The following is a 12,098-nucleotide window of genomic DNA, read 5'->3' on the forward strand; positions in this document are numbered from 1 at the left end:
GGCCGGGGAGGGGCCGAAGTGCCCATCCCCGCAAGGCAAATCGGGTGGATGGGGCCCGGCGGGACCTAGTCGCCCACTTCGCCGTACGCGGCGAGGAGGACGGCCGGGTCGGGGCCCTCCAGGACGGTGGGTTTGGCGAGGCCGTCGAGGACGATGAAGCGGAGCAGGTCGCCGCGGGACTTCTTGTCGACCTTCATGGTCTCCAGGAGCTTGGGCCACTGGTCGTAACGGTAGCTGAGCGGGAGGCCGACGGATTCGAGGACCGTGCGGTGGCGGTCGGCCGTCGCGTCGTCCAACCGGCCCGCGAGGCGGCCCAGTTCGGCCGCGAAGTGCATGCCCACGGCCACTGCGGCGCCGTGGCGCCACTTGTAGCGCTCGTTCTTCTCGATGGCGTGCGCGAGGGTGTGGCCGTAGTTGAGGATCTCGCGCAGGCCCGACTCCTTGAGGTCGGCGGAGACGACCTCGGCCTTGACCTTGATGGAGCGCTCGATCAGTTCGGCGGTGTGCGGTCCGGCCGGGGTACGGGCGGCCTCCGGGTCGGACTCGATGAGTTCGAGGATCACCGGGTCGGCGATGAAGCCGGCCTTGATGATCTCGGCGAGCCCGGAGACGTAGTCGTTGACCGGGAGCGAGTCCAGCGCGGCGAGGTCGCAGAGCACACCGGCCGGCGGGTGGAAGGAGCCCACCAGGTTCTTGCCCTCGGCGGTGTTGATGCCGGTCTTGCCGCCGACCGCCGCGTCCACCATGGCCAGCACGGTGGTCGGTACGGCGATCCAGCGGACCCCGCGCAGCCAGGTCGCGGCGACGAATCCGGCCAGGTCGGTGGTGGAGCCGCCGCCGACGCCCACGATGACGTCGGAGCGCGTGAAACCGGACTGGCCCAGCGCCTTCCAGCAGTAGGCGGCGACCTCGGCGGTCTTGGCCTCCTCCGCGTTCGGCACCTGGATGGCGACGGCCTCGAAGCCCTGCCCGGCCAGGTCGGCGCGCAGCGCGTCACCCGTCTCGGCAAGCGCCTCGGGGTGGACGACGGCGACCCGCTTGGCCCGGTCACCGACCAACCCACCCAGTTCGCCCAGGAGTTGACGGCCCACCAGGACCTCGTACGGGTCGCTGCCCGCCGTGCCGCCGACCTGGATCCGCGTCACTGACTCGCTCATGCTTCCTTCAACTCCAGTGCGTCCAGGACGGCTTGGGTGACGTCCTCGGGGGTGCGGCCGTCCGTGGGGACGACGGCCTGCGCGACCTCGGCGTACAAGTGGCGCCTGGCTTCCATCAGTTCGCGCCACTGCTTGCGCGGGTTGATGGCGAGCAGCGGGCGGGCCGCGTTGAGGCCGGTGCGCTTGACGGCTTCGTCCACGTCCATCGAGAGGTAGACGACCCGGTGCGCGGCGAGCAGCGCGCGCGTGTCCTCGTCGAGGATCGAGCCGCCGCCGAGCGCCAGGACACCGTCGTGCCCGGCGAGCGCCTGGTGCACGGCGCGCTTCTCGATCGCGCGGAAGACGGGCTCGCCCTCGTCGACGAAGATCTCCGCGATGGAGCGGCCCTCGGCGGCCACGATGTCGTCGTCGGTGTCCCGGTAGCCGACACCGAGCCGCTCGGCGAGCTGCTGTCCGACCGTCGACTTGCCGACGCCCATGGGACCGACCAGGACGACCAGCGGGGTCGCGGTCACCGGATGGCCAGGTTTTCGAGGTACGAGCGGACGTTGCGTCGGGTCTCGGGCACGCTGTCGCCGCCGAACTTCTCCGCCACGGCGTCCGCGAGGACGAGCGCGACCATCGCCTCGGCGACGATGCCGGCGGCCGGAACCGCGGAGACGTCGGAGCGCTGGTGGTGGGCCTGCGTGGCCTCCCCGGTGACGACGTCGACGGTCTGCAGCGCGCGCGGCACGGTGGCGATGGGCTTCATCGCGGCGCGCACCCGCAGCAGTTCACCGGTGGACAGGCCGCCCTCGGTGCCGCCGGAGCGGCCGGAGACACGCCGGATGCCCTCGTCCGTGTTGACGATCTCGTCGTGGGCCTTGGAGCCCGGCACGCGCGCCAGCTCGAAGCCGTCGCCGATCTCGACGCCCTTGATCGCCTGGATGCCCATGAGGGCGCCGGCCAGGCGGGCGTCCAGCTTGCGGTCCCAGTGCACGTGCGAGCCGAGGCCGACGGGGACGCCGTAGGCCAGGATCTCGACCACACCGCCCAGGGTGTCGCCGTCCTTGTGGGCCTGGTCGATCTCCGCGACCATCGCCTTCGACGCGTCCGCGTCCAGGCACCGCACGGGGTCGGCGTCCAGCTTCTCGACGTCGGCCGGGGTGGGCAGGACGCCCTGCGGGGCCTTCGCGGAGGCGAGCTCGACGACGTGCGAGACGATCTCGATGCCGGCCGTCTCCTTGATGTACGACCGGGCCACCGCGCCCAGCGCGACGCGCGCCGCGGTCTCGCGTGCGGAGGCGCGCTCCAGGATCGGGCGGGCCTCGTCGAAGCCGTACTTCTGCATGCCGGCGAGGTCGGCGTGGCCGGGGCGCGGGCGGGTCAGCGGGGCGTTGCGGGCCAGCCCGGCAAGGATCTCCGGGTCGACCGGGTCGGCCGCCATGACCTGCTCCCACTTGGGCCACTCGGTGTTGCCGACCATGATGGCGACCGGGGAGCCGAGGGTGAGGCCGTGGCGGACACCGCCGAGGAAGGTGACCTCGTCGCGCTCGAACTTCATGCGCGCACCGCGCCCATAGCCGAGCCGGCGCCGGGCCAGGTGGTCCGCGACCATCTCCGTGGTGATCGGGACGCCGGCGGGAAGGCCCTCCAACGTCGCCACGAGTGCGGGACCGTGGGACTCCCCCGCGGTCAGCCAGCGCAACCTGCTCAACGGTGCTCCTCAAGTGCTCGCGCTCTGGTGCTGCCTCCCGTACGCCTCTTCACGTACAGCCACGGCGGAACCGGTGCGCGGCCCTGGCCCGCCGCCCTCGATCCTCCCACGTCCGGGCAGTGATCCTTGCGCAGGTCCAGCAGGCGGACGCGGTGGCAAACACCGGCGGGCTTGGTGTCCGCTCATCTGCTCGACCTTGAGAACGGCCTGGTGGACAAGAAGGTCCGGGCCACCGACGACCGCGCCGCCGTACACCGCCCAACGGGCAGCCAACTCTGTCAGGCACGGTTCGTACAGAACACCGAGGAGGGTGGCCGGGGCTATGGCTTCTTGGCGGCGAGGTCGTCGGTGATATCGCCGGGGTGGCGGCGAAAGCAAGCAGGGCACAAGCGCTCCGCCGCGTGCGCCCAGTCGGCGGTTCGCAAGGAGGCGCCGAGGAACTCGTCCCACGCGCTCAGCTCGGCGGCGCACGCTCGTTCGACGGTTTGCACCAACCCGGCCTACTCGGTCCTGAGCCGACGACTAAGCCGGGCAACCCTGCCTCGTCCACGCCGAGCGGGTCGTACGACCGGCTCGGCAGGCCCAGTTCGATACACGAGGCGCGGTACAGCACTCGGTAAGGCGTGTAGGCGGTCTTCGACACGACTCCCGGGAGGCCGCGGCCGAGGTTCCGGCCTGCGCCTGGACCTCGGCCCTGCATCGTAGGGGCAGGCCTCGCCGGGACCCCGACATCGTCGAGATCACCAACGTGCTCAATGTGAACGGTCGGAAGGAATGCGGATAATCGCGCGCCGCAAATCCATCCACCCCAAGTACGAACCCGGGCACAAAATATACGAGAAGAAGACCAAATAGCACTAATAGACTCTTGCCATCGGTGGACAGCTGCAGTTCCCCGACGCCTGAAACGACGCTCCGCCCACCCTCTACTGACTGCATCCCACCGCCCACCACCCTTCGATGAGCGAAACCGGGACGAATTACTATCTCTATATCACCCCGACCGATCACCTCACGCCGACGCCCAGATGAATGGCCAAGACTGACCATGGATGGGCACACAATCCGGCCAAAATCATTACGAAGCCTTGCCTTGACCGCGAGGGATCCCCTTATTCTGATCAACACCAGCGAAGACATTCGTGCATTCTACAATCACAGGAGGAGATCAGTAATGCGCAGGCAAATTTCGGGAATAGGACTGAGCGTGGGCCTTGCTATCGCCTTTTCTATTGGCGCCGGCGGTCAGGCCCAAGCGGCAACAAGCTCAAGCGGCTATATCGAATGCTATCCCAGTGGAACCTTCGGACAATTGAATTGGAGCGGCTTCAAGGTAGGCACAACTGGCGAAGTAGAAATAAGCCTGGCACTTTCCGATGTATCGGCCGACGGACACCATCCGCAGATCAGATTGGTGACTGAATACTACTCGGGAGACAAGCACTACTGGCCGTGGCACGCCTACTACGACGGGGCTGGCTCCGGTTACACATGGAACACTTACGCCAAAGACCCTGATGGAATGTATGCAATCGGAGTCCAGGTCGGGAACTTTGAGGGAAATACCCAGCTGAGCAGCGAGACCTGCTGGTAATTACGCGAGCCGAATCGACGAGGTGGGCGAGCCCCTGACATCGAGGCCAGAGGTTCGCTCACCTATTATACGGTTCTGCAACTCCATCCTTGATGAATCCTGCACCGGAATCAACGGACCGAAAAAACGGCGCATCTCCGGTCCACAGCAAGCGCGCATCACAGCCGGTGAACGCCGACTCGGATATCGCTGAACCGGCGAAATTTGCCCCCTTCCACAAACAAGGACGGATCCAACGGGGGTGGATCTCAGGCGCCGCCTGAATTCCCCACTCTCACGCCGCAGTCTCTCCTTGCTTCCGCACTCCGTGGCTACTAGAGGAGCACGAAAAAACTTAATGGCTGACGAGATGGTACTCAACGCCCAGAAGTTCGTTAATCAGACGTACGGCAGCAAGATCGGCATGACCGTCACCGAGGACGGTAAGACCGGCTGGAACACCATGTACGCCCTGACCCGGGCCCTACAGTACGAACTGGGCATCAGCGCGTTGTCGAACAGCTTCGGTCCCACCACGCTCTCGACGCTCAAGTCGAAGTATCCGAGCATCAACGCTTCGACCGTGCCGTCCGCCGACTTCTGCCGGATCGTTCAGTCCGCCCTCTACTGCAAGGGCTACGACGGCGGCTCCATCGACGGCCTCTACAGCTCCCGTGTCGCCGCCTCCGTCGCCTCTCTCAAGGCCGACATGGGTGTCTCAGGCGCCTACCCCGGCAGCAGCCTGGAACCCAAAGTGTTCAAGGGTCTGTTGAACATGGACGCCTACGTCACCGTCAATAACGGCAGTACCAGCATCCGCGAAATCCAGCAGTGGCTGAACGGCCGTTACGTCAACCGGGCCGACTTCTACATCGTCCCCTGCGACGGCCACAACTCCCGGGACGTCGCCAAGTCCCTGCTGTACGCCATCCAGTACGAACTCGGGATGGCGGACGGCACCGCCAACGGTGTCTTCGGCCCGGGCACCCAGACCGGCCTCAGGAGCCACACCGTCGCCGTCGGCACGGCCGGCACCTGGGCGCAACTGTTCACCGCCGCCATGATCCTCAACGATTACAGCGTGCCGTTCGGCAACTTCACGTCGACGGTGACCGACTCCGTCAACTGGTTCCAGGACTTCGTGAAGCTCCCGGTCACCGGCGTCGGCGACTTCGCCACCTGGGCGTCGCTCCTTGTGTCGACGGGCGACCCCAGCCGCAAAGGCTCCGCCTGCGATGGCGTCACCATGATCACCCCGGCTCGTGCACAGGCGTTAAAGGACGCGGGCTACAAATACGTAGGCCGTTACCTGTACAACCCGAGCACCACCTCCCTGCCGGAAAAGGCGATCCAGCCCGGCGAGCTCGCCACAATCAAGGCGAACGGGCTGCGCTGTTTCCCTATTTACCAGACCTACGCCCGGTCGGCGGACTACTATACCCCCGAGCAGGGCAGCATCGACTGCCTCGTGGCCATCGCCGCCGCCGACGGTTTCGGCTTCAAGGACGGCACCCGTATCTACTTCGCGGTCGACTACGACGCCGTCGACGACGAAGTGACCTCACGCGTCCTGCCGTACTTCCAAGCCATCAGAAACAGAATGACCGCACAGGGCAGCCCCTACCAAATAGGGGTCTACGGCCCCCGCAACATCTGCTCTCGCGTCGGTGCCGCCGGCTACGCCCTGGTCTCCTTCGTCTCCGACATGTCGACAGGCTTCTCCGGCAACCTCGGCTATCCGATGCCCGCCAACTGGGCGTTCGACCAAATCGCGACCGTCTCCGTCGGATCGGGAAGCGGCCTGATCGAGATAGACAACAACATCGCCTCCGGCCTGGACACAGGCCAAGGCGACTTCCACCCCACCCCGGCCCAGACTCTCGACGTTGGTTTCAGCCTGGACCTCTGGAGCGCCCTGCTCCAGGAGACCGAGACCTACATGGACTCCATCGGCCGCGGCAACACCGCGACGTCGATGTACACCAGGGAGGAGTGCCTGGAGCAGATCATCGTGCTCGACTCCGTCATCACCTCCTCGGCCCGCCGCTATCGCATGCGCAAGGCCCTAATCCAGACCTCCGCCTACTGGGAGTTCTGCCACTACACCTACAAGGATCTGGTGCAGGACGCAGGAGTGGTTCTGTACCACACCGGCGCGCTGCCGGAATGGGGCAAGGACCTCCCCAAAGTCGACCGACTAGTCGACAGCAGCACGGGCATCGGCAAAATCTCCGGACGCACCGGCATCCTGGCCCGCAACAACTCGATAAGCGCCGGGATCCTCGACGACTACCCCCAGGACGCCACCGATGAGGCCCAGCGCTTCGCCATGTGGACGCGACTGAATCAGGACAACGTCTTCAACATCAGCACGGTCCCGCACATGCACATCTGGGGCGCCGCCGGCAAGCCCGGCGACGACCACGCCGAGACCCTCATGCGTCCCCTAACCCTCGACTACACCCAGGACGAGATCTACCAACTGCTGCGCCGTTACCAGGGGTTCGGGGACCAGGCAGAGAGCGACGCACACCTGCGCGAGCCGCTGTACGCCATTTTCGAGAAGTACAACGCGGCATTGCGCGGAAACTGAGCACCATGACCAAGTCAGAGCCATTCTCGGGAGCGGGCGGTGTGCTCCATACCGCCCTCATCTGGGGAGGCCCGATCGCCGTGGTCGGCCTCCTCGTCTTCCTGGCGGCCTCCCTCACCTCCCAACGGCGCCGGCAAGCCACCCTCGCCACCCGCTGGCGTGACACCTCCCTGTTCTTCGCCACCGCGGCCCTCGCCCTCTACACCTTCGGCTGCCTGGACATCGCGTTCCGCTACGGCGGAGAAAGCGGCAAGTCATGCGTCACCGGCGAGGACGTGGTGAAAGGCGTCCGGCTGGCCAAAGTCGATGGAGACCTCGTCCCGTTACAGGTCGTCTGCCACCTCACCGACGGCCGTACCTTCGACCTCGTCGTGCCCGCCTTCCTCAACCCCGCCGTCGCCGTTCTTCTCCTGCTCGCTCTGGGAGCCGGCGTTGGTTGGGCCCTGGCGCTCCGCTCAAAGGGCCGCATTTCTCCGAGAAAGGAACTAGTGACGTGAACTTCTCCGCCGTACCCCGTCGCAGACTCATCGTCCGGGGCGCCGGCCTGGCTGCGACCACCGCGCTGGTCACCACCGGAGCGGGCGTTTTCTCCTCCCCGGCGTACGCTGCCGACACCGTCGGCACCCCGCCGCCGCCCGTCGACTCGGCACATCTCAAGGAAGCCCTGCGCAAGTTCCGCGCACGGCAGGACCGCACCCTCACCGGCCGCCCCTCCGCGAACCGCTGGGAGATGCACCAGGCCGTCGACGCCGACAGCGAACTGGTCACTCGCGCGGTGCCCGGCACGGGACTGAGCGTTGCGCTCCGCGCCGGGGACGTGGAGACCGTGCTGGTGCACGTTATCCGCCGCTTCCACTACGAGGTCGACGCCCTTTTCCCGCATGAACCACGCCCGCTCCGCGGCTGGATCAAGCCGTCGGAGGTTCGCGACAGCCGACTGCCCGAGTCGAACCAGGCATCCGGCACCGCCGTCACGATCCGTCCCGACTCCTACCCACCGAACACGCATGGCAACTTCACCGCGGACCAGGAAGAAGTTATCCGAGACATCCTCGCCGACACCGAGGGCATCGTCCGCTGGGGCGGCCACGACCGTCGCCCCTACGAGGCACTGTTCTACCTGGACCTGGGCCCCGGCAACCCACGCCTGACAAGTGTTGCAACCAAGATCCGCACCTGGAACGAGACCCCCGGTGCCGGTGCCGGCGTCCTCGTCGATACGTCTCTGCCGTCCCGGCGCCGAAACGCAGCACGGTACATGTAGCAGCCGCAGTCTCCACGTCCTGCCTAGGGGTGCAGAACATCGGCAGCCCTCGTCGGTCCCGGTGGCCTCGTACTCGTCAGAGGCATACCGCACCATCTCTCTGGCGTCAGTGGAGGGAGGAGACCGTGACCGCCCCGACCACCCGCGAGGCATCGCTCGGAAGAGAGCTGCGGCCATTCGACGTCGAGGGCTGGGGGTAGACGCCGTACGGGGCCTTCGCCACGGCCAGTTCGACAATGTGCGCGACGACCTCGATGCCAGCGGTCTCCTCCAGGTACGAGCGGACGACGCCGGCCTCGGTCTCGCGGGCGGAGGCGCGCTCCAGGATCGGCCGGGCCTCGTCGAAGCCGTACTTCTGCGTGCCGACGAGGTCGGCGGGGCCGAGTGAGGGGACGTTGCGGGCGAGGCCGTCGAAGACGTCCGCGGGGATCGGTCGGCGGGCGTGACCGAGTCGCACTCGGTGTCGCCGACCTTGACGGCGACCAGGAAGCCGAGGCTGAGTCGCGGCTCCCACGTCCGGGCAGTGATCCTTACTCAGGTACAGCAGGCGGACGCGATGGCGGACGCCGGCTGACGATGGCGATGGACGTCAACGGGCCGCGAGCGCGGCCTCGCCCGCCCGGCGCATGACGGCCAGCGGAGCCGGCTTGCGTCCGGTCATCTGCTCGACCTGGAGAACAGCCTGGTGGACCAGCAAGTCCAGACCGCTGACGACCGCGCCGCCGTACCCGGACCAGCGGGCCGCGAGAGCAGTCGGCCAGGGTTCGTACAGGACGTCGAAGAGGGTGGCGGGGCGCTCCGGTACGGCGGAGGAGAGGGCGTCCGTGGTGCCGGCCGGGGTGGTCGCGAAGACCAGGGGGGCGCGCAGGCCCTGCGCCGCGTCGGCCCAGTCCGCCGTACGGACCTCCACGTCGAGCCGCTCGCCCCATTGGCGCATCTCGGCGGCGCGGGCCTCGCTGCGGACGTAGGCGACGACCTCGCCGGTGCAGATCCGGGAGAGGGCGGCCAGCGCGGAGGAAGCCGTGGCGCCCGCGCCCAGGATCGCGGCCGAGTCGACCTGTTCGATGCCGTGTTCATGGAGGGCGGCGACCATGCCGGGGATGTCGGTGTTGTCGCCGACACTGCGGCCGTCCTCGGTGAACACCACCGTGTTGACCGCGTCCACCGACGCCGCTGTCTCGCTGATCTCGTCGAGCAGCGGTATGACGGCCCGCTTCAGCGGCATCGTCAGGGACAGCCCCGCCCACTCCGGTCCGAGGTTCTCGAAGAACCCCGGCAGACCGGCCTCGTCGACCTCGAAGCGGTCGTACGACCAGCCGTCCAACCCCAGCTCCCCGTATGCCGCGCGATGCAGCACCGGGGAGAGGGAGTGGGCGATGGGTGAACCGAGTACGGCGGCCCGGCGGGCGTCAGTTGCCCGTGCTGGCATTGAACTCTTCCTTGAGTCGCTGGAATTCGGCGTACGTCTTGGCGAATTCGGTCTTGTTCTGACCGTCGGTCGCCACGAAGTAGATCCAGCCGTCGCGGGTCGGATTCAGTGCCGCCGCCAGAGCCTCGGCACCGGGGTTGTCGATCGGTCCGGGCGGCAGGCCCTTTTGGGTGTAGGTGTTGTACGGGTCCTTGTTGCTGTTGATCTCGGACTCGCTGATGTGGATGTTGCTCTGACCCTTCAGGTAATTGAAGGTCGAGTCGAACTGCAGATACCGGTTTGTTTCGGTGTTCGTGGTCTTGAGGCGGTTGTAGACCACTTCGGCCATCTTGCGGAAGTCGTCGTGCGTCTTTCCTTCAGCCTGGACGAGGCTCGCGACCGTGATGACCTGCAGCGGACTCGCGAGATTGAACGCCTTCGCCTTGCCCGCGAGGTCGTACTTGTCGTAGGCCTCGTTGGCCTGGGAGACCATCTGCTTGAGGACCGACTCGGGCTTCATACCCTTTGCGACGCCATAAGTGCCCGGGTAGAGGAATCCTTCCAGTGGGTCCTTGATGTCCTTGTTGTCGTTCGCCCAGCTCGGCAGTCCGAAACTCTTCCAGTCGGCTTTCGCCACCTTTTTCGTGGTGCCGCCGGAAAGACCGAGTTGCTTATCGAGTTCGGAGTAGATCTTCGTGGTGCGCCAGCCTGGAGGAACGATAAAATTGCTCTGGCTCTTGGGGTCGAGCATCAGCTTTACGGCACTTTCGGCGGACATGTGCTCCTTGAGCAGAAAGACGCCCGCCTGGATCTTCTTCCCGTCGGGATTCTGCGACTGGGCGGCGACGAACGCGTCGACGCTCTTGACGACGCCCGCCTCCTTCAGCTTCTGCCCGATGTCCGAGCCGAAGGCGCCCTTGGGGATGGTGACGCTCACCGAACCGGTGCCGTCGCCCGCGTAGTCCGGCGCCGAGCCGAAACGGTTCTGGTAGAAGTGCCAGCCGAAATAGCCGACGCCGGCGAGACCGCCGCCGAACACCAGGACGACGACCAGGCAGGCGCAGCCGTTGCGGCGCTTCTTCTCCTTGCCGCCTTTGCCCTTGCCTTTGCCGCCCTTGCCCTTGCCGCGTCGGCGGCCGTCCTCCGGCTCGTCGTCGACCTCGTCATCGTCGTCGCCGCCCCCCGCGAAGAACGCGTGTTCGCCTTCATCGGGTCCCGGATCCCAGTCGGTCTTCTCCGGTTCGGGTTCCGTGCGGCGCTTGCCGGGCGGCTCCGGCGGCGGGAACGCGTCGGGTGTGCCGTAGAAATCGGGCTGCTGTTCGCCGTAGGCGGCGGCCTGCTGCCCGTACGGGTCACCGGGGTCGGCGGCGTAGGGGACCTGGGCGTGCGGGTGGGTGCCGTCCGAGCCGCCCTGCTGGTACTGCTGCTGCTGACCGACGTACTGCTGATGGCTCTGATCGGCGTACTGCTGCTGGTCGTTGTACGGCTGCTGCTGACCGGCGTACTGCTGATGCCCCTGATCGGCGTACTGCTGCTGGTCGTTGTACTGCTGGTGCTGATCGGGGTACTGCGGGTGGCCCTGTTCGTCGTAGACCTGGTACTGCTGCTGCGCCTGACCGTAGTCGGCCTGCTGGCCGTGACCCCAGTCGCCGTACTGCTGCGGCTGCTGCGGCTGTTCCGGATAGTGCTGCTGCTGGCCGTCGTAGGAGGACTGCTGGCCCACGTGGGCCTGCTGGCCTTCCCATCCGATGTCCCCGAACAACGGGTCCTCCGGATGCCACGGTTCGGAGCCTGGGCCCCGGCCATACTCAGTCATCGATCCCCTAGAGCCGCGAGGCGGCGGTCGCGGCGCTTGGGGCTCCGGCTCCCGTCCCGCCTCTTGCTGTGCCATGGCTGTTCGAACACCATCGCATCGCGCGGAACGTTACCGTATCGCGATCAGATGACCACTTCGACGCCCTCGCCGGGTGGTTTACCTGACACCCGTTCGGATTCCAACGCCTGCTGAAGGATGATGACGGCGGCGGCCTGGTCGATGACCGAGCGGCCCTTCTTGGAGGTGACGCCCGAGGCGCGCAGTCCCTGACTGGCCGTCACTGTGGTCATCCGTTCGTCCAACAGTCTGACCGGTACCGGGGTGATGCCCCTGGCCAGCTCCTGGGCGAAGGCCCGGACCTTCACTGCGGCCGGTCCCTCGCCGCCCTTGAGGGAGCGAGGGAGGCCGACGACGACTTCGACCGGTTCGTACTCCTCGACGAGCTGCTTCAGCCGGCGGTGGGCCGCCGGGATGTCGCGGCCGGGGACCGTCTCGACGGGAGTGGCGAGGATCCCGTCGGGGTCGCACGAGGCGACCCCGATGCGGGCGTCCCCGACGTCGAGCGCGAGCCGACGTCCTCTTCGCATACTC

The 12,098-nt window shown here is 66.8% G+C and carries 10 protein-coding genes and 1 pseudogene; 4 read left to right on the forward strand and 7 right to left on the reverse strand.

What is annotated here, in order from left to right; translation table 11 throughout:
• Positions 1 to 65 precede the first annotated feature (65 nt).
• The 3 genes from aroB to aroC are packed head-to-tail and all read right to left on the reverse strand — an operon-like array spanning position 66 to position 2,853.
• Positions 66 to 1,157 carry a 3-dehydroquinate synthase gene (aroB, locus tag ACWDEW_RS35455; protein ID WP_450518447.1) on the reverse strand — a complete coding sequence of 364 codons (1,092 nt, stop codon included), beginning with the start codon at positions 1,155 to 1,157 and terminating at the stop codon, positions 66 to 68.
• Positions 1,154 to 1,672 (reverse strand): shikimate kinase, encoded by a 519-nt coding sequence (locus tag ACWDEW_RS35460; RefSeq protein WP_450518449.1) that lies wholly within the window; start codon positions 1,670 to 1,672, stop codon positions 1,154 to 1,156. Before ACWDEW_RS35460 ends, aroB begins: the two co-directional genes overlap by 4 nt.
• A complete protein-coding gene (gene aroC / locus ACWDEW_RS35465; RefSeq protein WP_450518450.1) occupies positions 1,669 to 2,853 on the reverse strand; it encodes a chorismate synthase in 1,185 nt (394 codons plus the stop codon). The genes ACWDEW_RS35460 and aroC overlap by 4 nt, the downstream gene beginning before the upstream one ends.
• 1,174 nt (positions 2,854 to 4,027) lie before the next feature.
• On the opposite strand from aroC, the gene ACWDEW_RS35470 reads away from it, so the two are divergent.
• From ACWDEW_RS35470 to ACWDEW_RS35485, 4 genes are all read left to right on the forward strand, one after another.
• Positions 4,028 to 4,447, forward strand: coding sequence for a hypothetical protein (locus ACWDEW_RS35470; protein WP_450518452.1), 420 nt, complete (start codon positions 4,028 to 4,030; stop codon positions 4,445 to 4,447).
• A 337-nt stretch (positions 4,448 to 4,784) separates the two neighbouring features.
• A complete protein-coding gene (locus tag ACWDEW_RS35475) occupies positions 4,785 to 7,019 on the forward strand; it encodes a glycoside hydrolase domain-containing protein (protein WP_450518453.1) in 2,235 nt (744 codons plus the stop codon).
• 5 nt (positions 7,020 to 7,024) lie between these two features.
• Positions 7,025 to 7,516, forward strand: coding sequence for a hypothetical protein (locus ACWDEW_RS35480; RefSeq protein ID WP_450518454.1), 492 nt, complete (start codon positions 7,025 to 7,027; stop codon positions 7,514 to 7,516).
• Positions 7,513 to 8,283 (forward strand): hypothetical protein, encoded by a 771-nt coding sequence (locus ACWDEW_RS35485; RefSeq protein ID WP_450518455.1) that lies wholly within the window; start codon positions 7,513 to 7,515, stop codon positions 8,281 to 8,283. Before ACWDEW_RS35480 ends, ACWDEW_RS35485 begins: the two co-directional genes overlap by 4 nt.
• A 184-nt stretch (positions 8,284 to 8,467) precedes the next feature.
• On the opposite strand, the pseudogene ACWDEW_RS35490 reads toward ACWDEW_RS35485, so the two are convergent.
• From ACWDEW_RS35490 to ruvX, 4 genes and pseudogenes are all read right to left on the reverse strand, one after another.
• Positions 8,468 to 8,784 (reverse strand): annotated as a pseudogene (locus ACWDEW_RS35490) (chorismate synthase); the annotation flags it as partial.
• Positions 8,785 to 8,872: 88 nt separating this feature from the next.
• Entirely contained in the window at positions 8,873 to 9,712 is an 840-nt protein-coding gene (locus tag ACWDEW_RS35495) for a shikimate dehydrogenase (RefSeq protein ID WP_450518457.1), read from the reverse strand.
• Positions 9,693 to 11,507: an endolytic transglycosylase MltG gene (gene mltG, locus ACWDEW_RS35500; RefSeq protein ID WP_450518459.1), complete on the reverse strand. Its 1,815-nt coding sequence runs from the start codon at positions 11,505 to 11,507 to the stop codon at positions 9,693 to 9,695. Before mltG ends, ACWDEW_RS35495 begins: the two co-directional genes overlap by 20 nt.
• A gap of 122 nt (positions 11,508 to 11,629) precedes the next feature.
• Entirely contained in the window at positions 11,630 to 12,094 is a 465-nt protein-coding gene (gene ruvX, locus ACWDEW_RS35505) for a Holliday junction resolvase RuvX (protein WP_450518461.1), read from the reverse strand.
• Between the last annotated feature and the right edge of the window lie 4 nt (positions 12,095 to 12,098).

This window comes from Streptomyces sp. NPDC001100 (assembly GCF_053598575.1).

What these genes read in the sequence shown, in the direction of transcription:
- mltG (WP_450518459.1), bottom strand. Translation starts at nt 11,507, where the DNA reads ATGACTGAGTATGGCCGGGGCCCAGGCTCCGAACCGTGGCATCCGGAG.
- aroB (WP_450518447.1), bottom strand. Translation starts at nt 1,157, where the DNA reads ATGAGCGAGTCAGTGACGCGGATCCAGGTCGGCGGCACGGCGGGCAGC.
- ruvX (WP_450518461.1), bottom strand. Translation starts at nt 12,094, where the DNA reads ATGCGAAGAGGACGTCGGCTCGCGCTCGACGTCGGGGACGCCCGCATC.
- ACWDEW_RS35475 (WP_450518453.1), top strand. Translation starts at nt 4,785, where the DNA reads ATGGCTGACGAGATGGTACTCAACGCCCAGAAGTTCGTTAATCAGACG.
- ACWDEW_RS35470 (WP_450518452.1), top strand. Translation starts at nt 4,028, where the DNA reads ATGCGCAGGCAAATTTCGGGAATAGGACTGAGCGTGGGCCTTGCTATC.
- ACWDEW_RS35480 (WP_450518454.1), top strand. Translation starts at nt 7,025, where the DNA reads ATGACCAAGTCAGAGCCATTCTCGGGAGCGGGCGGTGTGCTCCATACC.
- ACWDEW_RS35495 (WP_450518457.1), bottom strand. Translation starts at nt 9,712, where the DNA reads ATGCCAGCACGGGCAACTGACGCCCGCCGGGCCGCCGTACTCGGTTCA.